The organism is Rhodococcus sp. IEGM 1318, from assembly GCF_033142465.1.
GTDB lineage: Bacteria > Actinomycetota > Actinomycetes > Mycobacteriales > Mycobacteriaceae > Rhodococcus_F > Rhodococcus_F qingshengii_B.
The window spans coordinates 82,926-106,045 of record NZ_JAWLSC010000008.1; the positions used below are offsets into that span (position 1 = coordinate 82,926).

Consider the following 23,120-nt stretch of genomic DNA (forward strand, 5'->3'; position numbering starts at 1 on the left):
TCAGTTGGTCCACGGCGATCGTCGCCGGAGTTCTGTATCGATGTATCCGCGTTCCTTCTCCGTGAGGTTCTGGACGCAGGTGTAAAGGATGTCGGTGTCGATTAACAGATCGCTCGTGGTTCCGTCGGCTGCTCTGAATCGTTTCCAGACGAGTGCGTCGATGAGGCCGTCGCGGGTGATCAGGGTTAGTGAGATTGCGCAACCTCGCTCGGGGAGATTCGCATTTGAGATAGTCAGTGGGGCGTCGCCGAGTAACCCCGCCTGTGGGGAGATTAGGTATGTGTTCATGCTTGAGGGCGCTAAGTTCTGAATACTCACCAGGAGCCCGATTCGATCGGTCTAGACACCGCAGCAATCGCCGTCGACAGCTGCCTGTTGGTTTGCCCACGGATGTAGGGGAAGTTTTTATGTTTCGTTGTCAAGGTGCAGAGGGACTGTGGGATCCGAAGCGTCGAAATCATCGAATAATACTTGGATAATCAACCCACCTTATGATCGCCCTTTCATTCCACGGTCAAAGCCAGGGGTTACCCCGGCGGCATGGGTGGCGGCCTCCACACGCGTCATCTAGATACCCACGCCAACCCCGAGGGCATCGACGGCGAAGATATCCTGAACTCTGCAGCCGATGGCACGGGTGCGGAAAAGCTTCGCCGGTGGTGAAGGCTCTTGGGTCGCACTCGATGTCGCGCACGATGCAGTCTTCGACGTCCGACGGGCCGCCGTACCTGTCCAGTGGGGAGAACCGGATCACATCACCAGCCGAGATTCCTGTGTACCCCTCGGCTGGGGTGTGCGGATCCGGGTATGGCAAGGTTTCGATACACACAGTTCTCTCCCACGGCAAATAGTTGAGATGTGTGAATCGGCATGGCGATTGATTCTCGTAGTCGACAGTCGATCGCAAGGTCACATTCATATTGTGTGACAAAGTCTTTCGCAAACGTCTCGCGCGTAGTCAGATCACTCAGAGGTGCGATCTGACCGCCACCGCGATGAGTCTCATTCGAGATCGGCACTACGCGAATGTGCCGTGCGCCAATCGAACTACATGCGCGGCCGCCGCCTTGGTCGCCCCGGCAAGCCATCAGAATTGACGCTTTCCAAATGACGGAATCTCCTCGCGCGCAGAGTAGAAAGTCGATGCGACGCGTGCCTGCGGCAGGATTTCACACACGCATTCGTTTCCATCCCCGCAGCTGACGCTCCTCAATGCTGCAGTCGCCCTACGACTTTAGTTGGATTGATCGTCCGCTCGGATAATCGGATGGCTCGATAGCCCTCAGCGCAGGAATATCGATTCGAACTCACGGCGGAGAACCGCCCTGCAGGTGCCCTTGCCTCGTGAGCGGCAAATTTACGCTTTTCAGTTGGACATCGCCCAGTGGCGTTGCTAGGTTCAAGATCATGTCCAGCCCCAAGGCGTCCAGACTCTAGCCACCGGAGGTAGTCCGGTGGCCACATCCCGTCGCGCCCGAACGTCACGCTCTCGTGTGGCCTTCCTTTGTTGTTTGCGATCAGTGGCACACCTCTACCGTCTGAACTTCGAATCTGGCCTCGGCTGCGCACATCTCGCACTGTGACGCTGTCAGGTCACCTGCTTCGCGGTTACCAGTTCCATTCAGTGAATCGAACTTTGGGTGAAGCCGCGTAGCCTCCCTGACCATCCTCAGATTTTATGGAGTCTCGCAGTGCCTTTCGCTATCTACGTCCTCGGGCTTGCTGTCTTCGCCCAGGGCACATCCGAATTCATGTTGTCCGGGCTCATACCGGATATGGCCCGTGACCTCGGGGTCTCGGTCCCCGCCGCCGGACTCCTCACCTCCGCCTTCGCCGTGGGGATGATCATCGGCGCTCCGTTGATGGCTATCGCCAGCATGCGGTGGCCCCGACGACGCGCTCTTCTGACATTCCTCATCACGTTCATGCTGGTCCACGTCATCGGCGCGCTCACCAGCAGCTTCGAGGTCTTGCTGGTCACACGCATCGTGGGCGCCCTCGCCAATGCCGGATTCTTGGCGGTGGCCCTGGGGGCGGCGATGGCGATGGTGCCCGCCGACATGAAAGGGCGCGCAACGTCCGTCCTCCTCGGTGGTGTCACCATCGCATGTGTAGCCGGAGTTCCCGGGGGCGCCTTCCTGGGTGAAATGTGGGGCTGGCGTGCAGCGTTCTGGGCTGTCGTCGTCATCTCCGCCCCTGCGGTGGTGGCGATCATGTTCGCCACCCCGGCCGAGCCGCCTGCAGAGTCCACACCGAATGCCAAGCGCGAACTGTCCTCACTGCGCTCACGCAAGCTCCAACTGATGCTTATCCTCGGGGCGCTGATCAACGGCGCAACGTTCTGTTCGTTCACCTACATGGCGTCCACTCTCACCGACATCTCCGGTTTCGACTCCCGTTGGATTCCGTTGCTGCTGGGGCTGTTCGGGCTCGGATCTTTCATCGGCGTCAGCGTCGGAGGCAGGCTCGCCGACACCCGGCCGTTCCAACTGCTCGCCGTGGGATCTGCAGCACTGTTGACGGGATGGATCGTCTTCGCTCTCACGGCATCCCACCCCGCGGTGACATTGGTGATGCTGTTCGTCCAAGGCGCACTGTCCTTCGCAGTCGGCTCGACCTTGATCTCCCAGGTGCTCTACGCCGCCGACGGGGCACCGACCTTGGGTGGATCGTTCGCGACGGCCGCGTTCAACGTCGGCGCTGCACTGGGCCCGGCGCTCGGCGGGCTGGCGATCGGCATGGGGCTGAGCTACCGCGCCCCGCTCTGGACGAGCGCCGCGCTGGTGACACTCGCGATCGTCATCGGCGCAGCCACCTTGTCGCTCTGGCGGCGTCCAGCGTCTGTCCAGGAAACCGTCCCAGCCTGACCACGTACAAGGATCTGTGAGCGCGGTGACTGCTCTGCGCACGCTCGGCAGTCACCGCACACGCGGGTCCGAACCGACGAACAAGGCCACCCGCCGTGTGGCGCTCTGCCCCAGCCTGTTTCACGCGAACTCATTGCTCTGCGCGGCAATACGCGCGCAGTGAGTTCGATTCCCGCGACCTTGGAGAACTCAGAACATGCCTGTAGACAACTACACGACCAACACTGCGCTGACCCCCACCTCATCACTGGACGCAAAACGTGCGTCGCCCCCGCCGCGTCCGGCCGCACCCTCGCACGAGGCGACCGTGATGCGATTAAGTAAGCGCCAAGAACAGATCATCGAACTGGTCGCCGAACGCTACTCCGGAAAAGAAGTAGCGGGTCTACTCGGCCTGTCGCCCAAAACCGTTGAGTCCCACCTACAACGCGTATTCGACCGCTACGGCGTCCGGAGCCGCGCCGGTGTCGTCGCGCGGTGGATGCAAAGCAAGCACCTCGCCGCCAGCTGACCCACTCCCCTCACTGTCTTCACCTGAAATTTCAACCGACGAAAGGCTTCACCCCAGTGACACTGACACGACAAAGTCCGTTGGGCACCCGCTTCGGGCACTACACCCGGGTCGCTGACATCATCGACAGCACGAATTTGAGTGGGAAGACGGCGGTTCTCACCGGCGGCTACTCCGGCCTGGGTATCGAGATCACCCACGCCCTCGTCACCGGAGGGGCACACGTCGTCGTCCCTGCTCGCCGACCTGATATCGCGCGGACAACTCTCGCCGAGTTCGGTGACGCTGTGAGCGTGAGCTACGCGGATCTGGCAGATATCGACTCTCTGCGGCAGTTCGCCGAGCAGTTCATTGCCTCTGGTCGGCCGCTGGAGATGATGATCAACAACGCTGCCACGATGGCCTGCCCGTTGAACCGAATCGGACGCTGGGATTCTCAGTTCGCGATCAACCGTCTCGGCCACTTCGCGCTCACGAACTACTTATTCCCCGCCTTGGCGTCGGCGGGTGCTTCGCGTGTCGTCTCCGTCTCGTCCTCGGGCCATCACTTCTCACCGATGCGGTGGGAGGATGTGCCGTTCGAGAGCGGATACGACAAGTGGCTCGCGTACGGGCAGTCGAAGACCGCCCGTACGCCTTGTTCGCCGTCCACCTCGACGCTCTGGGGCGTGCTCATGGAGTCCGCTCGTTCTCGCTACATCCGGGGTCGATCATGACGCCTCTACTGCGGCATCTCCCGCACGAGGAAATGGTCGATTTCGGCTGGATCGACGACGACGGGAGTCCGGTCGACAGCTCCTTCAAAACCGTGGAACAAGGGGCGGCGACCGCGGTGTGGGCGGCGACCACACCCGACCTGACCGGCCTCGGTGGCCTGTACCTCGAGGACTGCGACATCGCTGTTCCTGCCACCGACGACCGCCCGTTCGTCGGTGTCCGCGACTACGCCTCCGACGCCGACGAGGCCGCTCGCCTGTGGCGCTACTCCGCTGACGCGATCGGCGTCGACGCCTTCTCCTGAGTTCCGGCGGTTACAGCAGCGAGAGAAAACGTGAGACGACTTCGGCGGACTGTTCTGCGTTCAGTCGCGGATCGCAGGTCGATCGGTAGTCGGTGAAGGTATGTGCACCCTCGACCCTGGCCACACATTCGGTGACGGCGTCGGGGGGCACTTCCAGGTGCAGACCCGCAGGCCACTGCCTCGCTGCCGTTGGCGAGTGCCGCCCCCGCCCATGCCTGCTCATGTGTCTATGCCCCTGATGGACCTGAGGTCGACGAGCTGGTCTCGCAGGCCGCGTCGGTCTTCACCGGTACCGCGACTGCCAAACGTGAGAGCGCCCCTGTCTGGATTTACGAGTTCGATGTGCGCGAGGTCTTCGCGGGGGACGTCGGCCCGACGGCGACCGTATCGGCATTCGAGCTCAGTGCTTCCTGCGGTCTCAGTTTCGAAGTCGGGACCGAATACATCGTGTTCACCTCCAGACGCGAAAACCCCGCAGCATCATGGTCAGTGAACAGTTGCTCGGCGACGACTCAGTCATCTAACGAACGAACACGTGCTGCCGCGGTGGCCGTCTATGGAATGCCTCGGACAATCGATCCGCAGTCGAGTGTGGGCAGCGGCGACGGCGAGAAGTCCTTGTGGTGGGTACTCACCGTGATCGGCTGCGTCGACGCGCTCGGCATAGTCCTGTTTGTCTGGCGATTGAGATTGCCCAGACGCTGACAGCCCGCGTGCCTGCCTACGGGGCGCCCGAGAGTTGATAACTGATGTATTTGTCACCCCATTCGAGGTAGGCAGTCGACGTTGCCTGGCCGCGAATGTCGTCGTTCTGCCACTGGCAGACAGGAAGACCCAGTGGGATCGGAAAGGAACTCACCCGTTCGAAGGTGTAGCTCGTGCCATGCCCCTGCGAGTACCGCTGTTCGAGCTCTTCACGACTGAGTGGCGGAAAATTACTGATCAGGTAGGTGCGCCCAAGGGATGTCATCCGCTCCGGCGGTGCGAATACGTTCGCACTGCGAAAGGCGGAAGCAAAATACAGATAGGCGACCGCGACGACGGCGACCAGCGACACCGCGACGATCTTCGACGTGCGAGGGTGCGACAGCGACATGGTTCACCGTACAACGGGAAACGGACCATGCACCTCACTGGTACGGAGTGGCATCGTGTGGGTCAGCCTCCAGATGGCGGAGTCCAATGGCCCAGGTTCGCAGGGATTTCCGTGGGCGGACGATAGTCTTCTCCGATGGGCGAAGGTCGAACATCTGGCAGCAAGTCTCGCACGACTGATGCAGTGGTCATTTCCCTGTTCGTCATCGTCGTTGGCATTGTCGTATTCGCGATTGCGCTGGCCGCTCCGTGGATGGGCGCACCTGGCAATTCCGCGGGATTGTGCGCTGAGCGCGCACCGTGGGGAACTCCGGAGAACCTCACATCTGATGGACGCCGTCCGCGCCTTCGCGCGAAGCGGGTTCTCCGTCAGCGCTGCCGCCCGTGATATCCACCTGCATGCGAACTCTGTCACCTATCGACTCGACCGCTGGCAGCATCTGACTGGATGGGATGCGCGAACCCTCGACGGCCTGATGAAATCTATCGTGCGCCTCGAATTGTTTCATCGTCCAACGCTCGACCAACATCTGACACCGAACACGCGCCGCGTGTCCTCGGCACGCTGAACCGCGCCCGTGCCTGTCACGCCGGCTCGGCGTCGAGACAATGCCGAAGCCAGGCACCTGTATCGAGCGCTGCGCGCCGGGCAACAGGCGTTGGATGGTTTGTAAATCCATGCGGGACATCAGGATAGAGACGTAAGTCGACGTCGTTACCGGCCGCCGACAGCCGCGCCGCCATGGCAAGGTTCTCAGCCAGAAGCACGTCTTCTGATCCGACAATCACGAGGGTAGGCGGCAGGCCGCTGAGGTCGCCGAATGTCGGAGAAATATCCGGGAGAGTGCGATCATCGACATGGCCGACGTAGGCTTCGATGAAGTATTCGTCGCTGATGGTGCGGCCCGCGGGAGTCTGCGCACTGACGTCGTAAGTGCCCGCTTCCAGCACCGCACCCGAAAATGACTTGGCCAGACCTCGATCACGAAGGCGCAGCAATGTCGTCGTCACCAAGGTTGCTCCCGCCGACATGCCACCGATGGCGAGCCTGGTCGTCCCGAACCGTTCGGCAGCGACATCAAGCAGCCACAAGGCGACTGCCTCACAATCGTCCGGCGCTGCCGGCCAAGGGAATTCCGGCGCAAGCCGGTAATCGACGGTAACCACTGCGACCCCGACCTCGTCGGCAAGTCTCGTACTTCGAGTGTCATCGCTTGCCGCCGAACTCATGTAGAAACCACCGCCCGGAAGATACAGATAGACCCCGTTGACAACGCCATCTTTCGGAGTGACCACACGGACCGATATGGCTCGGCCGTCGATGTCGAGCATGTGCTCAACAGCTCGAGTCGGCGGCGCGTGATCAACCACCCTGGAAGCACGCACTGCGAGCAGTTCCTGAAGAGAACTCGGACCGGTGCCAGCGGTCCGTGAAACGTAGAACACTCGCGTGATTAATAAATCGTCGCCGGGTAGTTGTTCGACCAGTTCAGTCAGTGCAAGTTTCACAAATGCTCCCTCGAGTCGCGACTTGTCGACGATTCTCGCACCTCGAGTAGCAGCTTCGAGCCGGCGTGCCAAGCAATGAGGTGACGGGTATGTGCGAATCGCGCCGCAGAAGGGCGTTCTCGCGCTAGCCTCGACTCGGAATTGGACGTTTGTCTAGAAAGGTCGATGGATGCGTGCGCTGCTGCTTGCCACCCTTGCAATCCTGGTCCTCCAGATTGCAACTCCGGCGGCGAACGCTGCACCACCAGATCCGGACTGGACTCTCCCCCAACTGACCGTCGCAGATCGCACGATCAAGGACGTCGACGGACGAACAGTGTTGCTACGCGGCGTGAACGCCAACGGTCTCAACGACTACGCAACCAACGGCACCGGACTACCCACCGTTACGCCGCTGGGAAGGACGGACTTTGCGCAGATGGCCACGCTGGGCTTCAACGTCGTCCGACTCAACGTCGCGTGGTCCCTCCTCGAACCGACCCGCGGTGCATTCGACGCTGCTTACGTCGACCGCATTCGAGTAGCGGTCGAGGATGCAAAAGACCACGGCATCTACACCGTTCTCGACATGCATCAGGACGCATGGGGCCCGTATGTCGGTACCCCGAGCGACCAGTCGTGCCCGTCATTCATGCGGCCGGGAGTCGGCTGGGACGGCGCACCGGAGTGGGCAACCCTGACCGGCGGATGGACAACCTGCAACATCGGCGGACTCCGGGAAGCTGCACCAGCGATCGCCCATGCCTTCCAGGCGTTTTACGACGACGAGCAAGGAATCCAGAGCCGTTTGGTGGCGACGTGGGCGAAGTTGGCCGCGGAGTTCAAGAACGAACCCGCGGTGGCCGGATACGACCTGTTGAACGAACCGAACCCCGGTCTGCGCGACCCCTTCACCGCCGCAGACCAGATCGGGCAGTTCTACCAGCGCGCCACCGACGCCATCCGGCAATCCGAAGCCGGCGGGTTCCCGCACCTCGTGTTCTTCGAGCCCAGCGCGATCTGGTCGGCATTCGGCTTCGACGCACTGCCCCCACGCGAGTACGTGACCGATCCCCTGATGGTGTTCTCGCCGCACCTCTACAGCGAATCCATCACGGTGAGTAGCGAATTCCCCGCGATCGAAGACGGATTTCGGATCGCCGACCGCGCCGCCGCCTGGTATGACGCCCCGTTGTGGACGGGCGAATGGGGTTGGTTCGGGGACGCCGACGAGCAGGGAGCAGACGTCGACCGCTTCGTCGACGCCACCGACAAGTACCGGATAGGCGGCGCGTGGTGGTCGTGGACACAAGCGTGCGGTGACCCCCACCCGGTTCGCGACGACAATACCCACCAGCCACAGGGAAATCTGAGTCGCATCGACTGCCCGTCCGGTGAATCACTCGGGCTCGTAGAGGGATTCGCAGTGCCACTCTCGCGAGCGTATCCGCGGGCAGCGCCCGGAGTGCTGACAGAGGTATCGCGCGACGGGTTTACCGGGAGCGGCATCGGACGGGTCGAGGCCTGGTACCCCGGCACCCACCAGCCACAGGTCGAGATCACGAATCTCGCCGACGTCCGACTGTCCCCGATCGAGGGCGGATGGCAACTGATCGGGCACGCCGACGGCGACTACGCGGTCAAGCGAGCCTGATCGAACGATCATCTCGGGAGTCGCGCGTTCAAACCACGCGAAAGAGCGGGCATCAGAAGATTCCGCCGATTCCCTTGCCGATCAGAACAACTCCGACGACGAAGATCAACACACTCATCACCGTGGTGTTGTTGTCTTGGAGCCAGGCTTTGAGCGCCAGTTGAACTGGCGATGATCGTGAAGACGAGGCCCAATCCCTTGACCGCGGTCATCTCGTCGATGGCTTGCATGTGCTGACACTCTGTGCGCCTACATCGTTCGTGCCTCATTCGAAAGGGATGAGTGCCCGAACCGCCGTACCTCTGTCTCGTCCCGTGTCAGCTCGTCTGTGCTTGTTGGAACGCAGCGGCAACACCGCCCACGTCACCCCCGACTTGGAAGACTCCACGAGGCAGATCGGGAAACACTGCATCGCTGACGGCCACGACGAACAGAAGTCGGCGATCGTCGGGGGTGATCATGTAACCCGAGAGCGCTTGAAGGGTCACGATCAACCTGCCGGTGTCGGCTTCGACGTCGGCGGATGTTCCCGTCTTACCGATGACCTTCCCCTTTGCCGGACTGTCGGTTCCCACGCCCGACAACGAACCTCGCTCACCGAGTACGGGTTGACCTGCCCAGAACGTATCGGCCCATGGCTGCTGGTCCACCCAGTCGAGCCACTGGAGGACCGCTGCGGGCGTCGATTGTGACGGGTCTCCGCCCTGACCGTCCATGACCACCAGGTCGGATGCTGGAATACCTGCCTTCTCGGCGAGTGCCCGCACGGTGGGCAGACCGTCGCTGCACGACGACGATCCTGTCGCTACTGCCAACAAGCACAAGAAAGTGTTCGCGCCCGTGTTGTAGCTTGTCGCGAGAATCATCCCTCCCGACTCCGAAATTGGTGCCGATTGCAGGCTCGCAACTTGTCGACTTCCTGAATATGTCAGATCGACAGGCAGGGCAGCCGTGCTGTTCGTGCGAGATACCGATGCAACCTCGATTCCATTGCGTCGCAGTGCTTCTACGAACAGCTGACGCGCCCACGTCGGCGCGTCGGTAATGCGATAGACAGTCAGTGATGTCTTTCCAGCCGGTACCGACCCGGTTACGTTGATCTGGGTGGGATCGGACGGATCGGCCGCAACCTTCAGAGACGAGTCGCTACCTTCCTCACCCGTGGTGACCTGAGCATCGACGCGGAACAGGCCGTTGCCGGGAAGCATGTCGATGGTGGCGGGCTCACCTACCACACCTGGGCTCGCCTGAATATCGACGAGGTTGTCGTTGACGAAAATCGACGGGACCAGGCCTTCGACTGTCGAGTATGTGTCCCACAGACGAGGGTCCACCAGAACGTCGCCGTTTACCCGTGTGATGCCGGCGTCGGCTACTTGTCGTGCGAGATCGTTCAGGCCTGCCAGCGGATCGCCGGGCGCGAGAACAGCTCCGGGCAGGGCGTCGGCGTACACGTGGTCGATGCCGTCAGTGGCGAAGTCGAATCGGCCCTGTGCCGCATTGCGCCCGCCGAGCGCAAGGTCACCGGAGCCGACGAGCACGAGATCACCGGTGAGGGTGCCCTCGACGGGAACGGAGGTGGCATACACGGGGGTCGTGACGGTGCGGTCCACGCCGAAGGTGTCGTAGGCGGTGCCGACGGTGAAGTGTTTGGTTTGTGAGGCCAGAAACATCGAGTTGTCAGCGTTGTTGCTGTAGATCACCTTGTCTGTGTCGGGGTCGACTACGAGATACGACCACCGAGCCATGGCGTATGGATCGGAGGTCATGATGCGGGTTGCCTCCTGCGGAATTTGCTGCGTCGGAGCCGATGCGATTTCGGAATTCGACGGCTGCGCCGAACATGCGGTGAGGACTACGCCGACGCTGACCAAGGCAGCGAAGGCACGAGCTGATGGGGTGTACGGCATGGGCGCTCCTGAGGATACATGACTGATTTGTCGTAATTTACTGCAAAGTGCAGCATGCAGAGTGCAGTATCGCTTAAAGTCATTTCATGAACTCTGATGGGAAGTCGACGTCACGAGACGACGTCAAGGTTCGCAAAGTGGCCGTGGTCGGTATCGCCACGGCGTTATTGCTCTCAGCCTGTTCGTCCGCAACCGATTCCGCGTCCCCCTCCTCGTCAGCGCCGACCTCCGCCGGGTCTGCGGACAGCGCTGTCTTGTCTTTCGACAGCGTTGCAATGGATTCCGCCGTCTCCGAGAAGGCGGAGCAGTTCCGCGAGATCGCGATGGTGGTCATGATCACGACACCGACGCAGAAGTACGTCAACACGTGGGGTTCGGTCCGAGAAGGTGTGAACGAGCCTCCCACTCTGGACACCAAGGTTCGCGTGGGCTCGAACACCAAGACCTGGACCGGCACGGCAATCCTGCAGTTGGTCGACGAGGGCAAGCTGGCGGTAACCGATCCGGTCAGCAAGTTCCGCCCCGATGTCCCCAACGGGGACAACATCACAATCGGCAACCTACTCGACATGCGTAGCGGCCTGTACAACTACACCGAAACCCTCGAACTCAACCGGGCGCTCGACGAGCAACCGGAGCGAGTGTGGGCACCCGAGGAGCTGCTGGCGATGGGCCTGAGCCAGCCGCCGTACTTCGCGCCCGACACCGGCTACCACTACTCCAACACCAACACCGTTCTCCTCGGCTTGATCGCCGAGAAGCTCGACGGCAAGCCGATTCAGCAGATCTTCGCGGACCGATTCTTCGGGCCACTCACACTGACCGGGACATCGTTTCCTGCCAACACCGATACCAGCATCCCGACGCCTTATGCAGACGGCTACACCTACAGTGGGAACGTCGAAACGCTGGGCGAAGGCAAACAAGCGCTCCCGCAATCTCGCCTCGACGCGATCGCTGCAGGCACCGAAAGACCGACCGACACCACGATGCACAATCCTTCGTGGACGTGGTCCGCAGGTCAGGGAATCTCGACTGCGAACGACATGGCGACATGGGTCAAAGCCTTGGGCACCGGGTCACTCCTCACTCTGGCCACACACGAGTTGCGTTTGAACAGTGTGCAACCCACAGATGGCGAGGGATCCGCGGGATACGGATACGGCATCGCTCAAATGGGTCCGATGTACGGCCATATCGGCGAACTGCCCGGCTACAACTCCTTCATGGGGTACGACCCGGTCAACGATGTGACCATGGTGGTGTGGGGAAATCTGGCCCCAACCGCTGATGGTTTCGCGCCGGCGTCTGCAGTCGCTGGAGCGCTCGTCCCCTTCATCTACGGCAAACCCGCACAGGATGCATCCGACGACATCGCCGACACCGAGGATGCGAACGGCGAAGGGAAGTAACACTTGTAGGCTTGGATCCCAACCGCGGAGCGAAGGGAGCCATGTGGCTCAACGTGATCTCACACCCACCTCGTACATGATCCTGGGACTGCTGACAGCCAAGGACTGGTCCGCATACGAAATCGCCGAACAGGTCGGACGCGGGGTCGCCGAATTGTGGCCCAGCGCCGACCGACAGCGGTACAACGCCCCAAAAATACTGCTCGAGCGCGGCCTGGTCACGGCCACCACGGTCACAAAAGGCACTCAGCGCTCCCGCACCGTCTACTCCATCACCGACGAAGGCCGAACCGCGCTGAGCGACTGGCTCTCCACCCAGTCCACGCCTCCGGCCTTGCAGTTCGAAGGCATGATTCGCGTGATCTTTGCCCACCAAGGGACGATCGACGACCTGCGGTCCAACCTGACCACCATGCGCGAACAGGCAACTCAATCCCGAAGTCTGTTCGTCTCACACGCACAACGAATTTCGGCTCCCGAAGCCGGCACACTCCCCCAACAAAATCACCTGATGGCACTGGCGAACCGATTCATGATCGGCCATTTCAACCACATCGCAGAATGGGCCGACTGGGCGCTGGAAGAAACTGCAGACTGGCCCGACACGGTGCAACCCGCAACAACCCACCGAAAGCGCACCCTCTCCACCCTCGCCCGTGCGATAGACGACGGAAGTAGCTAATTCCCCAGGGATAGATGTCGACAGCCGACGGCGGCCGCACTGGACGACGTTGAATCTGCAGTAATTTCTCCTCGGCGTGGTTCGTTCACGGGTAGACGGCGATCTCGATGAGGTTTCCGTCGGGGTCGCGACAATAGTGCGAGACCATCTCGCCGAGGGCACCCAGTTTGGTCACGGGCCCGTCAAGTACCTCGACCCCACAGTTCTCCAGGTGCTCGCGGACAGTTCGAGGTGACGCAAGAGTGATGAAGCACAAATCCTCGGAACCTGCCGCCTCGACGGCGCCGGTGGTCCAGGCCGGGTCTTGCTCCACCGATCCGAGAGGCCTCAGATTGATCTTCTGATTTCCGAACTTCACTGCAGTGCGCGCCGAAGGGCCGAATATCTCGATCGTCATTCCGAGTACCTTCGCGTACCACTGGGCGGTGGCGTCGACGTCACGACAGTTGATCACGATGTGGTCGAACCGTTCGACGGAGAATTCCATGATTGTGCACCTTGTCCTTGCCGTTAGTGCCGTCGCCAAATCACCTTACAGAGAAGACCCTTGGCTGCCATTTCGCGATGGATGACCCGCAACCACCCGCTGCGTTTGCCCGTCTGTTCGTGAGGTTCACCTATCTGTTCGTGGGGTTCGAAGGGAGGGCTCACCAGCCCGCACTGCCCGTCGAGCTTTGGCCAATATGCCCACGCTAGGGAGATATTAGAAGAGTTGGGCCTCGGGAAACCCTTACACGGCCGTCAGGAATGCGCGGGGCGCATCACGTCCCCGCCACCGCTCGTAACGCGAAACGGCACCGAATCGCCGGTCAAGCGACTAGCGTCGAATCGTATGACTGCACTCAACGCTTTTGCACGTACCGGTGTCACTGTCTTTGCGGCCCTTGCGATCTCCGGCGTGATGATGCCGGGGACCGCGGCAGCGGCGCCGAGTACGGTTCCGTTCCAGGTCGACCCTTACATCCCGCTCGTCGACTTACCCACACCCCGCCTTGCCGCGAGCATCGGCGAAGAGCCGGGCGTCGCTGTGCTGCACGTACGCCGCGCACCCGGAGACGGAAACCCCCACTCCGCGGTCGTCCACTGGCTCAGTCTCGGTACCGGAGCGTACGGATCCGCATCATTTCCGACACTGGATGCACAACCCGTCACCATTCGTCCGGGCTCGGGTCAGGTCGTCGCATACGTCGATCCCCAGGCGATCGGTACACCGGGCTTCGGAACCTTCTTCGTCCCCTGACACCTGCGTGTCCGCCAGACTGAGTCCCTGCGCTGACAGGGCACTGTCGCGTCGACATCTCATCAGCAGCAATGAGGCAGAGTCCGCTTCAGATGGGCGGAGGACACTGGTGTCAGTCCCGCCTACGACGATCACGTATCGGTCGACAGCATCTCGTTCGCGATCTGCAGTGCAGAGTCTTCCGCGGCATCCAACGCATGTGACTGCTCTGCAGTGATGCTGTCGCACAGCCAATCCCAGTGCATCGTCACCACGGCGCCCTGGACGGGCATCGCCGCAAGTGAGCGGCCGTCTACGCTCCATCGGACTCGCTGCGTTACCGGCGTGCCTCGTGCGAGTTTCTCGCCGTCGAACTCGAGCGGGGAGGAAACCACCAACGCGTGCTCCTCTCCGACGTCCTCGACCACTCCCCATCTGATCCGGCAATTCTGGAGGACGGACAGTGGGACCGTACCGCGCTTCCGTAGAAGTTTGACCCACGGATACACCAGAAGTACGTGAAAGCTGTGGTGAGCGAGCGCGCGGTCCCGTTCCTCGAGGACGGGGAGGAACCCAGTGTTCTCGCGTTCACCGAAGGCCCTTCTCAGGTGCTGCAACAACTTCCCCGAATCGAGAGAGCCGAGGAGATCACCTCCCACCCAATAAGCTTCGATCACTCGCGGATCCAGGGGGTCGTCGATGCCCGCACTTACGGCCAATGCCTCGAGGTACGGCCACGCACCGTCGAATTGACGAGCGCGGTCACGGTCGCCACTCGCCGAGATGCCGTGGGCCTGTCGAAGCAGCACGGAAGGATCATCGGGTCCGCAGTAACCCAACTCGTTCGGCGGATACGCGTAACGAGCAAACAACACCGGCCCGTCCATATCGACGGCAGTCATCAGCAGATCCGCGGAAGTTGTTCACCCGCCGGCAAATCCACTACCCGATTGCCTCCCAATGCTGTTCGCGCCACCACCATTCCGCGATGTTCGGCCACGCACTCCCCGATGACGGCTGCTCCCACACTCAGTGGATTGCCGCGCATCGCTTCCAGGACTCGGTCGGCGTCTTCGCGTGGAACAAAAGCGATCAACTTGCCCTCGTTTGCGACGTACAACGGATCCAAGCCGAGTAGCCCACAGGCATCGCGCACGTCAGCGGGAATCGGCAGATCTCGCTCCACCAACGCAACCCCGATGTTCGACGCCTGAGCGATCTCGTTGAGGGTCGCGGCAACTCCGCCCCGGGTAGGGTCGCGCAAGACATGGATGTCGACACCGGTGGCAATCATGTGGGCGACCACGCCGTTCAAGGAAGCACAATCACTGCGCACCTCGGTCCCGAATTCGAGACCTTCGCGACAACTCATCACGGCTACTCCGTGAACGCCGATGTCGCCGCTGACTATCACGACGTCACCTTCTTGTGCGCGGGTGGGATTGATGTCAACACCATCGGCGACAATCCCGATTCCCGCGGTGTTGATGAAGACTCCGTCGCCATGACCGGCATCGACAACCTTCGTGTCACCCGTCACCAGTCGGACGCCGGCAACGCGCGCGGCCTGCCCGAGCGCCTGCGCGATTCCCGCGATGTCGGTCAGCGCCGTCCCTTCTTCGAGGATGAATGCCGTCGACATCACCAATGGCTGCGCTCCCGCCATCGCCAGGTCGTTCACCGTTCCGTTGACTGCAAGATCACCGATCGTTCCGCCGGGAAACACCATGGGTTTCACGACGTACGAGTCGGTCGAGAAGGCGAGCCGCACCCCGCCGACATCGAATACGGCCGAGTCACCGAGTTCTGCATCGGCAGCGCTTCCGAACGAGGGCAGGAACAGGTGCTCGATGAGCTCGGCGGACATCGCTCCCCCACCACCGTGCCCCATGACGATGTTCGGCGAATCACGCAGCGGCAGTGGGCAGACCCACGCCGACAAGTCCACGACAGCGGTCTCCTCAGCCGGCATGACCCGCCTCCTGAAGTTCCAGGCGCCGGTACAGGTAGTACGCAGCGCACGCCCCCTCGGACGACACCATCGTGGCACCGAGCGGATTCCGCGGAGTGCATTCCTTCCCGAAGGCACTGCACTCGTGTGGCTTGATCAAGCCTTGCAACACTTCTCCGGAACGGCAGACGCTCGACTCGTCAGTGTGGATATCGGTCACCGAAAAACGCTCCTCCGCATCAAAATACGCATACTTCGGTGCCAACTGCCAACCGCTGTCCGGGATCGATCCGATGCCGCGCCATGTCCGATCCGACACCGCGAACACGTCCTCGAGCATTGCCTTCGCCGCGGTATTGCCCTCGGCCGTGACAGCACGGGCGTAGGCATTTTCGACCTCGTATCGACCCGATTCCAACTGCAGCACCGTCTTTCTGATCCCCTCCAGCAGATCCAGCGGCTCGAATCCGGTGACGACGATCGGGACCTTGTACTTCTCGGCGAGCGCCGGGTACTCCGAAGTTCCCATCACACTGCACACATGCCCGGCCGCCAGAAATGCCTGCACGCGGCACTCTGGCGAGTCCATGATCGCGGCCATCGCCGGCGGGACCAGAACATGCGAGACGAGTAGCGAGAAGTTCTCGATACCCAGGCGATTGGCCTGATAGACGGTCATGGCGTTGGCCGGCGCGGTGGTCTCGAATCCGATCCCGAAGAACACCACTTGTCGGTCCGGATTCTCCTTGGCAATAGTCAGTGCATCCAACGGTGAGTACACCACCCGTACGTCGCCGCCGGCGCTCTTGATCCGGAACAGATCCGACGAACTCCCCGGAACCCGCAACATGTCCCCGAAGGAGCAGAAAATGACATCGGGTCTTGCCGCGATTTCGAGAGCTTTGTCGATGATCTCGAGCGGGGTGACGCAGACCGGGCATCCGGGTCCGTGGATCATCTCGATCTCTTGCGGAAGTAGTTGATCGATGCCGTGTCTGATGATCGAATGTGTCTGACCACCACACACTTCCATGATCGCCCATCGCCGTGTGGCCAGCGCGCGGATCTGATCCAGCAGTTTGCCGGCCAGTTCCGGATCGGAGAACTCGTCCAGATACTTCATGATTCTTTCTCCTTCGGTTCGATCCCCGCGGCCCGGGCAGCCCTTTCGAACCCGTCACCGAATTCCTCTTCGAGTACGCCGAGGTGCTCGAATTCCGCCAGCGTGCTGCGAGCGGATTCCTCGTCGAGTCGCTGGATGGCAAATCCGACGTGCACCACGACGTACTCGCCGACTTGGGCGCCCGGAATGTACTCGAGGCACACTTCTTTTCGGACGCCACCGAAGTTCACCACCGACATCGTCGTTCCGTCGCGTTCCTCCAGGGACTCGATACGTCCTGGTACGGCTAGGCACATGGCACAACTCCTGACCTCATGACGAACTCCCGACCAGCACTTGGCCGTAGGCGAGACCACCGTCGTTCGGTGGTAACTGCAGTCCTGTCAACGGCGTGAATCCGGCTTCTCCGAGCAGGGCACACGCCCGGACGAGCAGGAGAGGGTTCTGAAACACGCCTCCGGTGAGAACTACCTCGTCCACTCCCGCCAGTTCCCGGCCACGGATTGCCCACTCGAGTACGAGGTGCGCGACGGATTCGTGGAAGCGCGCGCCGATCACGTCGGCGGGCACCTTCGCCCGGAGATCACGGACAACGGCCCGAATGACCGACCGTGGATCAGCTGTCCACGAATCGTCGTCCGACTGCACCCAGTCGAAGGTGTACCGCGACGGGGCGCAGTCGACTCCCCTCGAAATGCCCTCCAGTTCGATGGCGGCCTGCGCTTCGTAGTCGACGCTCTGACGAACCCCGGTCAGCGAGGAGACTGCATCGAACAACCGCCCCATGCTCGAGGTGTCCACACACCCGAAACCGGTTGCCAACTGGTGAAGTAGGACCGACTGCTCTCGTGGCGGACAGGCTGCCACCGGCGCGAGGTCGGATTCCCAGTCCAACCCGGCATGCCAGAGGTGGGCGAGCGCCATTCGGTACGGTCGTTCCACTCCGGCATCGCCCCCTGGCAGTGGCACGTATCCCAGATGCGCGAGACGGCGATAACCCTTGTACGTCGCCAACAGTAGTTCCCCTCCCCACACTGCGCCGTCCGCCCCGTAACCGGTGCCGTCGAACGCTATTCCGAGAACTGGTTCGCTCCCGTCCTGACCGTTCTCCCCCATCACGGAAGCCACATGTGCGTGGTGATGCCCGACGACGCGCACCGGTCGGTCACCACTACGACTGCGAGCCCACGAGGACGAGCGATACCGCGGATGTTCGTCACAGACAATCTGGTGCGGCACTACTCCCGTGATCGATTCGAAGTGACTCTCCGACGCCGCAAAACTGTCGATAACAGCGAGGTCGCCCATGTCTCCGATGTGCTGACTAGGCCACACATACGCACCCTCGGCAAGACAGAAGGTGTTCTTCAGGTCGGCCCCGACCGCCAAGGTAGGCGGTACGTCGAACGGCGCGGTGACGGGCAGCGGAGCATATCCGCGCGAGCGACGAAGCAACTGTCGTCGGCTGTCCACTATTCGCATCACCGAGTCGTCACACGGTATCAAGATCGGACGGTTGTGGGTCAATACCCCGTCGGCCAGATCGCCCAATCGATCGAGATCGTTGTCGGAGTATAGAATCGGCTCTCCACCGATGTTCGCCGATGTCATAACCAACGCCGCCGGCCCCGCAGCTTCTCCGGCCAAACCCAGAAGAAGATGCTGAATCGGGTTGTATGCCAGCATGATTCCGATATCCGGAATGTCGGGGGCAATCAAGGGCGAAAGCGTGTAGCCAGACGCTTTGGCAACCAGCACTATCGGGCGCTCGCGCGAGGACATGGCGTCAGCCTCGGCATCCCCGACCGCACCGAGCTCTCTGGCTTCTCGCACATCTCGCACCATCACCGCCAGCGGCTTGCTTGCTCGATGCTTGCGTACACGCAATTCGTGGACCACGCGATCATCGCGGGCATCGCAGGCCAGGTGGAAACCTCCAATCCCCTTGACAGCAAGTATCTTCCCGTCTCGTAGTAGCGATCGGGCTCGTAGCAGTGCAGCCTCGCCACTCACCTCGCCCGTGCCCCGTTCCACGAATGAGAGCGTCGGACCGCACTCCGGGCAGGCAATCGGTTGCGCGTGAAACCGGCGGTCCGATGGATCCACGTACTCCGTCGCACAAGCCGTGCACAACGGGAACCGTTTCATCGTCGTGGCGGCCCGGTCGTATGGCAGCGACTCGATGATCGTGAATCGTGGACCACAATTGGTACAGGTGATGAAGGGATGACGAAATCGCCGATCGCCGGGATCGGTCAGTTCCCGGAGGCAATCGTCGCAGATCCCGACGTCGGCCGGCGCCAAGGTTCGCCCGACGGAAACTGCATCCGTCTCGATTATGCAAAACCCCTGACGACCTACCGGTCGCGAGTCCTCGCGCTCTACCGACTCCACCCGGGCCAGCGGTGGGGGGCGGTTTCGCACCCGAGCGACAAATGCATCGATTGTCTCTCCGTCGCCTTCGACGTCGATCACGACACCGAGAGCAGAATTTCCCACCGAACCCGAGAGTCCCAACTCGGTGGCGGTCGCATGAACGAACGGCCGGAATCCCACCCCCTGGACTACGCCACGAACGATGACACGGCAGGCGATCATCATGTCCCGACCTCGCCCGTACGAGTATCGGAGTCGTCGATCTCACCGTCATGACCACCACGGCCCATCAGTTCGAGGCCTGCCCGAGCGTGGCGTGCTCCCTGCTCGTCGACCTTCTCGACTGCAAAGCCCATGTGGATCACCACCCAGTCACCTGCCGTGACAGTGCCTTCGTCGAGCATGCCGATGTTGACCTTGCGTGGCGCACCTTCCACGTCGACGAGGGCGAGTTGACCGCCGTACCCGTCCAGTAGTTCGCGTACCCGTCCCGGAATCCCCAGACACATGACTCACACCTCCGGCCCCAAGGTCGTGGCATCACAATCCACGTCGATCGACCGGACGAGTGCCATCACCGCAGAGGCGGCTTGCCCCACCGAATCACGCATCTCTGCACTCAATCCGATTCCGTCGCCAGTCGATTTCGCGTGTGCCCCCACCACGAACGTCCGCGGGAGTGTTCCGCCGAGCGCCTGCAGGCTGGCAAACACCGAACTCGGATGCATCGAGTGCGCGTCGAAACCTCTACCTCCTTGCGTGCCTTCACTTTCGGGGTCCACTTCGACGATCGCGAGCTTCCCCGGGACTCCGGTCACCGGTAAGGCGTCGATCAGCACCAGCGCGTCCCACGACTCCAACAAGTCGTAGGCCAGATGCACCCCCCGAATTCCGTAGTCGACCAGGCGAGCTCCCGACGGGAGAATCTCATGCTGCAGCGCCCGAACAACTTCGGGGCCGAATCCGTCGTCTTCGAGAAATATGTTTCCGACACCTGCAATCAGCACGCGCACAGCGTTTTACATCTTTCGCATTCGCAGATAGCGCTGGATGTCCGGCATCGACACCACCAGAACGACCGCGGCTGCGATCGCGGTGGCGCCGAGAAGTGCCGTCGACAGCAATCCCATGTTCCTCATTGCGAGTTCTCCTCTCGATAGCTGTGAAGTCCGATAGCTGTGAAGTACGTCAACTCGCGCTGTCTCGCGGCATCGGCTCTATCTCGTCCGGCGCGAAGTACAGGTAGCGGCCGTACCAGTTGTGCAGATCGGCGGCCGGATCGTCCAAGAGTGTCACCCCAACATGAATGTCGCCGTCCACGTCTTCATGAATGGTGGCGACGTGGGCGATCCGGCCGTCGAAGAACAGGTCCTGCGCATCAGCGCGACGTGAGGGGTGAAGGCGAACTGTACTGCCACCGGAGACGCGGACGCCGTTGATCAGAACTGCGTCGGTGCGTGGTTGAACACTGGTGTCGGCTTCCGGGGTCCACCAGTCCACGCCGTCAGGCACCTCGGGTATCAGATCAGAACCGGCGTGCGGATCTCGCAGCACACCGTGCAGGCCGGCTAGATCATCGTCCGTCAAGTGCTCACATCGGTCGATGATGTCGGCAGCTTTGGAGTCGGTTGCCCGCGCCCGCGCCTTTTCCGCGTCGGTCATGGCAAGGATTCTCAGGGTGAGAATTTCGTCGATCTCCGTCGAATCGAAGAGAGATCCCTCGCTCTGCGGCGCAATCTCGGGAAAGTCGTACAAGATGATCGGTGACACCAGAACGGTGGGTGATGTACCAGGGTGAGTGTGGTCCTCGGCCCCCGCAAGCACTGGATAACAGCGATTTTGCCGCAGCGACTCCAAGTGATCTGCGTCTTCGAACATCGACAGGAACCTCGAGCCTGTGCAGTTCAAAATGACGTGAGTGCCGAGCATCGATTGCGCCGTGGCCGTGCCCTTGTCCCTTGCGTCGACGCTCGTGGCATTCATGATCTTCACGGAAATCACCGTGCGTCCGACCCCGGCGGAGGCGCTCACTGCCAAAAAGCCATTCACCGGAAGCCGTGTCCGGACGATCCGTCCGACCACCCTGCCCCGAGAGTCCGACAGAGTCTCTCCGTCGACAACTCCCACTGCACAGAAGGTTTCTTCGACGCCGCCCTCGAGTTCGTCCAAACCCCACGGACCCAACACGATCTCGGATTCGGTGGCTTCGTCCCACGAGATCGACTCGCGCTCGTCGACTACCAACCGATCGACCGGGATCCACGCGCCGCCTGCACCGAGTCGTTCAACCGTCCGCGACTGGTGATGCAGAAACCTCACAGTCGCAGTCACTTCGACGCCGCTCCGCTCGAATTCGCCGAGCAGACATTGCGCGGACATCGACGGTTCCTCCCCGACTCCGACCTCGGCGGCGCCTGGCGGTCCGAGAACCCCGAACTGCCAACGGGATTGATTCTTCGCCGAGCCGGCCCGGTAGGGATAGAGAAGATAGCCCTCGTAGAGGACAGCGTCGGCCACGGCCCGAACGTCGTGATCCAGCTCAGCTCGAGTCATCGCTGCACCTGGCTCGCCGTCAGCAACTGCCGCACGGCTGAATCGAGGTCCGTGAGGCCGTGGGCAGACTTGAATCGCACGAGATCGGCAATCGTCTCATGGTCGAGGCGTACCCAGCCGGAGGCCGGATAATGCGTGGCCATCAGCTGTTTCCACACGTCGACCGGCAATTCGTAGGCAGCAGATCTGTCCCACGGGATCTGCTGGACCGAGAAACCGCGTTGTCCGTCGGTGAATACCGTGCCGCTCAGTAGTACCACGATCGGAATCGTTCCGTCACGGAGTGCGTGCATGTACTTCGACGCCGTCACCGAGAAGTCGTACGTACACGCCATGGGTAAGGCTACGACCGTGGTTCCGGTGAATCCTTGAACGACCGTGGAGCATTCCATCCACAGGAAGGTGCGCAGCGTACTCGACCAACGCTCCCGCGGACCGAAGAGATCGCGCAGACCTTCCCCTTCCGCATCGGAGTACGGTCGGCGGTGCGGTTCGATTCGAACCTGAGCGCGCAGAGCCACCGCACGGACGGTCGCGCCGGTGGATTCCGACATTCTCAATCTCACCGTCAGATTCGGCGTAACCGCGTACGGTTCCACCTCCACGTTGTCGACCGAGAAGTCGAGAACAGTCATGCCGACCTGCTTCGCGCCTCGACGCGCCCGAAGAACTCGTCCACTGCGCGTGCGGCATCCCGGCCACCGTCGAATCCGCGCCACACGGTGCGCAACCGTCCCACCAGCTCGTAACAGGCGTCGATGGGAACAACGAAGCATCTCGGCGATTGCCCTGACGTGGGCACGGACACTATCAAGGCCTCGACGTCGGCGCGCATCTGCGAGAGCCCCGGATTCTCGTCGTGCACAGTCTCGAACGCGTCGATGGGCAACTCGGATTCGGTAGCTCCGGCCGGTCCCGGGTAGAAGACTATGTACTTGTCGAGGAGTGAGTTTCGAAAGAAGAATGCCAGGCCGACGGGGATTTCCAGAGACTCCCACCGGCCAGGTCCTAGGTCGAAGTTCGGAAATTCGAGATACCGATCGGGAACCGCCTTGTATCGAAGGTCTGCGTCGACCGGCGCAAAGAGTAGATAGCAGGGACGGCACACGCACATCAGGCTCCGGACCTGTACGTCCACGACGTGTTGGTGTTCGTCACCTATGCCCGCCGCGCACATCTCACACCGCGGTCCGGTCGGAACGGCGCGCGTCGAGGCGATTCGTGTGAGCACCTCTCCCACAGTGACTTTCATAACCGG

28 protein-coding genes are annotated in these 23,120 nt (G+C 61.7%); 11 read left to right on the forward strand and 17 right to left on the reverse strand.

What is annotated here, in order from left to right; translation table 11 throughout:
- A complete protein-coding gene (locus tag R4P65_RS19375; protein WP_317827773.1) occupies positions 1-288 on the reverse strand; it encodes a hypothetical protein in 288 nt (95 codons plus the stop codon).
- Between the two features lie 1,403 nt (positions 289-1,691).
- On the opposite strand from R4P65_RS19375, the gene R4P65_RS19380 reads away from it, so the two are divergent.
- From R4P65_RS19380 to R4P65_RS19395, 4 genes are all read left to right on the forward strand, one after another.
- On the forward strand, positions 1,692-2,867 hold the full coding sequence (locus R4P65_RS19380) for a Cmx/CmrA family chloramphenicol efflux MFS transporter (RefSeq protein WP_317827774.1): 1,176 nt from the start codon (positions 1,692-1,694) through the stop codon (positions 2,865-2,867).
- A 196-nt stretch (positions 2,868-3,063) separates the two neighbouring features.
- The gene (locus R4P65_RS19385; protein ID WP_317827775.1) at positions 3,064-3,378 is read left to right on the forward strand and encodes a helix-turn-helix transcriptional regulator; all 315 of its coding nucleotides are present in this window, start codon (positions 3,064-3,066) and stop codon (positions 3,376-3,378) included.
- A gap of 56 nt (positions 3,379-3,434) precedes the next feature.
- A complete protein-coding gene (locus R4P65_RS19390; RefSeq protein ID WP_317827776.1) occupies positions 3,435-4,094 on the forward strand; it encodes an SDR family NAD(P)-dependent oxidoreductase in 660 nt (219 codons plus the stop codon).
- The gene (locus R4P65_RS19395) at positions 4,091-4,399 is read left to right on the forward strand and encodes a hypothetical protein (protein ID WP_317827777.1); all 309 of its coding nucleotides are present in this window, start codon (positions 4,091-4,093) and stop codon (positions 4,397-4,399) included. The genes R4P65_RS19390 and R4P65_RS19395 overlap by 4 nt, the downstream gene beginning before the upstream one ends.
- Positions 4,400-4,409: 10 nt before the next feature.
- Here R4P65_RS19395 and R4P65_RS33180 read toward each other — a convergent pair whose 3' ends face one another.
- On the reverse strand, positions 4,410-4,622 hold the full coding sequence (locus R4P65_RS33180; RefSeq protein ID WP_411742558.1) for a 3-deoxy-7-phosphoheptulonate synthase: 213 nt from the start codon (positions 4,620-4,622) through the stop codon (positions 4,410-4,412).
- Between R4P65_RS33180 and R4P65_RS19400 the strand changes: the two genes are divergently transcribed.
- Positions 4,589-5,104: a hypothetical protein gene (locus R4P65_RS19400; RefSeq protein WP_317827778.1), complete on the forward strand. Its 516-nt coding sequence runs from the start codon at positions 4,589-4,591 to the stop codon at positions 5,102-5,104. The genes R4P65_RS33180 and R4P65_RS19400 overlap by 34 nt on opposite strands.
- 16 nt (positions 5,105-5,120) lie before the next feature.
- On the opposite strand, the gene R4P65_RS19405 is transcribed toward R4P65_RS19400, so the two are convergent.
- On the reverse strand, positions 5,121-5,495 hold the full coding sequence (locus tag R4P65_RS19405) for a hypothetical protein (RefSeq protein WP_317827779.1): 375 nt from the start codon (positions 5,493-5,495) through the stop codon (positions 5,121-5,123).
- Between the two features lie 135 nt (positions 5,496-5,630).
- On the opposite strand from R4P65_RS19405, the gene R4P65_RS19410 reads away from it, so the two are divergent.
- Both R4P65_RS19410 and R4P65_RS19415 read left to right on the forward strand, forming a co-directional pair.
- Entirely contained in the window at positions 5,631-5,882 is a 252-nt protein-coding gene (locus R4P65_RS19410; RefSeq protein ID WP_317827925.1) for a hypothetical protein, read from the forward strand.
- Positions 5,824-6,063, forward strand: coding sequence for a helix-turn-helix domain-containing protein (locus R4P65_RS19415; RefSeq protein WP_411742559.1), 240 nt, complete (start codon positions 5,824-5,826; stop codon positions 6,061-6,063). The genes R4P65_RS19410 and R4P65_RS19415 overlap by 59 nt, the downstream gene beginning before the upstream one ends.
- A gap of 16 nt (positions 6,064-6,079) precedes the next feature.
- On the opposite strand, the gene R4P65_RS19420 is transcribed toward R4P65_RS19415, so the two are convergent.
- Positions 6,080-7,003 (reverse strand): alpha/beta hydrolase, encoded by a 924-nt coding sequence (locus tag R4P65_RS19420; RefSeq protein ID WP_317827780.1) that lies wholly within the window; start codon positions 7,001-7,003, stop codon positions 6,080-6,082.
- A gap of 169 nt (positions 7,004-7,172) precedes the next feature.
- Here R4P65_RS19420 and R4P65_RS19425 point away from each other — a divergent pair, with 169 nt between their 5' ends.
- Positions 7,173-8,636, forward strand: coding sequence for a glycoside hydrolase family 5 protein (locus R4P65_RS19425; protein ID WP_317827781.1), 1,464 nt, complete (start codon positions 7,173-7,175; stop codon positions 8,634-8,636).
- Positions 8,637-8,953: 317 nt separating this feature from the next.
- On the opposite strand, the gene R4P65_RS19435 is transcribed toward R4P65_RS19425, so the two are convergent.
- The gene (locus tag R4P65_RS19435) at positions 8,954-10,546 is read right to left on the reverse strand and encodes a D-alanyl-D-alanine carboxypeptidase/D-alanyl-D-alanine-endopeptidase (protein WP_317827782.1); all 1,593 of its coding nucleotides are present in this window, start codon (positions 10,544-10,546) and stop codon (positions 8,954-8,956) included.
- A gap of 86 nt (positions 10,547-10,632) precedes the next feature.
- On the opposite strand from R4P65_RS19435, the gene R4P65_RS19440 reads away from it, so the two are divergent.
- Both R4P65_RS19440 and R4P65_RS19445 read left to right on the forward strand, forming a co-directional pair.
- The gene (locus tag R4P65_RS19440; RefSeq protein WP_317827783.1) at positions 10,633-11,958 is read left to right on the forward strand and encodes a serine hydrolase domain-containing protein; all 1,326 of its coding nucleotides are present in this window, start codon (positions 10,633-10,635) and stop codon (positions 11,956-11,958) included.
- Positions 11,959-12,001: 43 nt separating this feature from the next.
- Positions 12,002-12,640 carry a PadR family transcriptional regulator gene (locus R4P65_RS19445; RefSeq protein ID WP_317827784.1) on the forward strand — a complete coding sequence of 213 codons (639 nt, stop codon included), beginning with the start codon at positions 12,002-12,004 and terminating at the stop codon, positions 12,638-12,640.
- Positions 12,641-12,725: 85 nt separating this feature from the next.
- Here R4P65_RS19445 and R4P65_RS19450 read toward each other — a convergent pair whose 3' ends face one another.
- A complete protein-coding gene (locus tag R4P65_RS19450; RefSeq protein ID WP_317827785.1) occupies positions 12,726-13,127 on the reverse strand; it encodes a VOC family protein in 402 nt (133 codons plus the stop codon).
- Between the two features lie 345 nt (positions 13,128-13,472).
- Between R4P65_RS19450 and R4P65_RS19455 the strand changes: the two genes are divergently transcribed.
- Positions 13,473-13,880 carry a hypothetical protein gene (locus R4P65_RS19455; RefSeq protein ID WP_317827786.1) on the forward strand — a complete coding sequence of 136 codons (408 nt, stop codon included), beginning with the start codon at positions 13,473-13,475 and terminating at the stop codon, positions 13,878-13,880.
- A 131-nt stretch (positions 13,881-14,011) separates the two neighbouring features.
- On the opposite strand, the gene R4P65_RS19460 is transcribed toward R4P65_RS19455, so the two are convergent.
- From R4P65_RS19460 to R4P65_RS19505, 11 genes are read right to left on the reverse strand one after another with little or no spacing between them, the layout of a single operon-like run.
- A complete protein-coding gene (locus R4P65_RS19460; RefSeq protein ID WP_317827787.1) occupies positions 14,012-14,761 on the reverse strand; it encodes a DUF6390 family protein in 750 nt (249 codons plus the stop codon).
- Positions 14,761-15,831 carry a hydrogenase expression/formation protein HypE gene (hypE, locus tag R4P65_RS19465; protein ID WP_317827788.1) on the reverse strand — a complete coding sequence of 357 codons (1,071 nt, stop codon included), beginning with the start codon at positions 15,829-15,831 and terminating at the stop codon, positions 14,761-14,763. Before hypE ends, R4P65_RS19460 begins: the two co-directional genes overlap by 1 nt.
- Positions 15,821-16,933, reverse strand: a complete 1,113-nt coding sequence (hypD, locus tag R4P65_RS19470; protein ID WP_230813056.1) for a hydrogenase formation protein HypD — start codon at positions 16,931-16,933, stop codon at positions 15,821-15,823. The genes hypE and hypD overlap by 11 nt, the downstream gene beginning before the upstream one ends.
- Positions 16,930-17,229 carry a HypC/HybG/HupF family hydrogenase formation chaperone gene (locus tag R4P65_RS19475; RefSeq protein ID WP_030535597.1) on the reverse strand — a complete coding sequence of 100 codons (300 nt, stop codon included), beginning with the start codon at positions 17,227-17,229 and terminating at the stop codon, positions 16,930-16,932. The genes hypD and R4P65_RS19475 overlap by 4 nt, the downstream gene beginning before the upstream one ends.
- A 16-nt stretch (positions 17,230-17,245) precedes the next feature.
- The gene (hypF, locus tag R4P65_RS19480; RefSeq protein ID WP_317827789.1) at positions 17,246-19,534 is read right to left on the reverse strand and encodes a carbamoyltransferase HypF; all 2,289 of its coding nucleotides are present in this window, start codon (positions 19,532-19,534) and stop codon (positions 17,246-17,248) included.
- Positions 19,531-19,818 carry a HypC/HybG/HupF family hydrogenase formation chaperone gene (locus tag R4P65_RS19485; protein WP_230813054.1) on the reverse strand — a complete coding sequence of 96 codons (288 nt, stop codon included), beginning with the start codon at positions 19,816-19,818 and terminating at the stop codon, positions 19,531-19,533. Before R4P65_RS19485 ends, hypF begins: the two co-directional genes overlap by 4 nt.
- A gap of 3 nt (positions 19,819-19,821) precedes the next feature.
- Complete coding sequence (locus R4P65_RS19490; RefSeq protein WP_317827790.1) at positions 19,822-20,322, reverse strand: hydrogenase maturation protease; 501 nt, start codon at positions 20,320-20,322, stop codon at positions 19,822-19,824.
- Between the two features lie 6 nt (positions 20,323-20,328).
- Complete coding sequence (locus tag R4P65_RS33185) at positions 20,329-20,448, reverse strand: DUF6893 family small protein (protein ID WP_374227973.1); 120 nt, start codon at positions 20,446-20,448, stop codon at positions 20,329-20,331.
- 49 nt (positions 20,449-20,497) lie between these two features.
- A complete protein-coding gene (locus R4P65_RS19495) occupies positions 20,498-21,862 on the reverse strand; it encodes a hypothetical protein (protein ID WP_317827791.1) in 1,365 nt (454 codons plus the stop codon).
- The gene (locus R4P65_RS19500; RefSeq protein ID WP_317827792.1) at positions 21,859-22,497 is read right to left on the reverse strand and encodes a DUF6084 family protein; all 639 of its coding nucleotides are present in this window, start codon (positions 22,495-22,497) and stop codon (positions 21,859-21,861) included. The genes R4P65_RS19495 and R4P65_RS19500 overlap by 4 nt, the downstream gene beginning before the upstream one ends.
- Entirely contained in the window at positions 22,494-23,114 is a 621-nt protein-coding gene (locus R4P65_RS19505) for a DUF5947 family protein (RefSeq protein WP_317827793.1), read from the reverse strand. The genes R4P65_RS19500 and R4P65_RS19505 overlap by 4 nt, the downstream gene beginning before the upstream one ends.
- Positions 23,115-23,120: the final 6 nt, after the last annotated feature.

Coding starts and splice junctions, on each gene's coding strand:
- R4P65_RS19375 (WP_317827773.1), bottom strand. CDS start 288: ATGAACACATACCTAATCTCCCCACAGGCGGGGTTACTCGGCGACGCC.
- R4P65_RS19385 (WP_317827775.1), top strand. CDS start 3,064: ATGCCTGTAGACAACTACACGACCAACACTGCGCTGACCCCCACCTCA.
- R4P65_RS19395 (WP_317827777.1), top strand. CDS start 4,091: ATGACGCCTCTACTGCGGCATCTCCCGCACGAGGAAATGGTCGATTTC.
- R4P65_RS33180 (WP_411742558.1), bottom strand. CDS start 4,622: ATGAGCAGGCATGGGCGGGGGCGGCACTCGCCAACGGCAGCGAGGCAG.
- R4P65_RS19405 (WP_317827779.1), bottom strand. CDS start 5,495: ATGTCGCTGTCGCACCCTCGCACGTCGAAGATCGTCGCGGTGTCGCTG.
- R4P65_RS19410 (WP_317827925.1), top strand. CDS start 5,631: ATGGGCGAAGGTCGAACATCTGGCAGCAAGTCTCGCACGACTGATGCA.
- R4P65_RS19415 (WP_411742559.1), top strand. CDS start 5,824: ATGGACGCCGTCCGCGCCTTCGCGCGAAGCGGGTTCTCCGTCAGCGCT.
- R4P65_RS19425 (WP_317827781.1), top strand. CDS start 7,173: ATGCGTGCGCTGCTGCTTGCCACCCTTGCAATCCTGGTCCTCCAGATT.
- R4P65_RS19435 (WP_317827782.1), bottom strand. CDS start 10,546: ATGCCGTACACCCCATCAGCTCGTGCCTTCGCTGCCTTGGTCAGCGTC.
- R4P65_RS19440 (WP_317827783.1), top strand. CDS start 10,633: ATGAACTCTGATGGGAAGTCGACGTCACGAGACGACGTCAAGGTTCGC.
- R4P65_RS19450 (WP_317827785.1), bottom strand. CDS start 13,127: ATGGAATTCTCCGTCGAACGGTTCGACCACATCGTGATCAACTGTCGT.
- R4P65_RS19455 (WP_317827786.1), top strand. CDS start 13,473: ATGACTGCACTCAACGCTTTTGCACGTACCGGTGTCACTGTCTTTGCG.
- R4P65_RS19460 (WP_317827787.1), bottom strand. CDS start 14,761: ATGACTGCCGTCGATATGGACGGGCCGGTGTTGTTTGCTCGTTACGCG.
- hypE (WP_317827788.1), bottom strand. CDS start 15,831: ATGCCGGCTGAGGAGACCGCTGTCGTGGACTTGTCGGCGTGGGTCTGC.
- hypD (WP_230813056.1), bottom strand. CDS start 16,933: ATGAAGTATCTGGACGAGTTCTCCGATCCGGAACTGGCCGGCAAACTG.
- R4P65_RS19475 (WP_030535597.1), bottom strand. CDS start 17,229: ATGTGCCTAGCCGTACCAGGACGTATCGAGTCCCTGGAGGAACGCGAC.
- hypF (WP_317827789.1), bottom strand. CDS start 19,534: ATGATGATCGCCTGCCGTGTCATCGTTCGTGGCGTAGTCCAGGGGGTG.
- R4P65_RS19485 (WP_230813054.1), bottom strand. CDS start 19,818: ATGTGTCTGGGGATTCCGGGACGGGTACGCGAACTACTGGACGGGTAC.
- R4P65_RS33185 (WP_374227973.1), bottom strand. CDS start 20,448: ATGAGGAACATGGGATTGCTGTCGACGGCACTTCTCGGCGCCACCGCG.
- R4P65_RS19495 (WP_317827791.1), bottom strand. CDS start 21,862: ATGACTCGAGCTGAGCTGGATCACGACGTTCGGGCCGTGGCCGACGCT.
- R4P65_RS19500 (WP_317827792.1), bottom strand. CDS start 22,497: ATGACTGTTCTCGACTTCTCGGTCGACAACGTGGAGGTGGAACCGTAC.
- R4P65_RS19505 (WP_317827793.1), bottom strand. CDS start 23,114: ATGAAAGTCACTGTGGGAGAGGTGCTCACACGAATCGCCTCGACGCGC.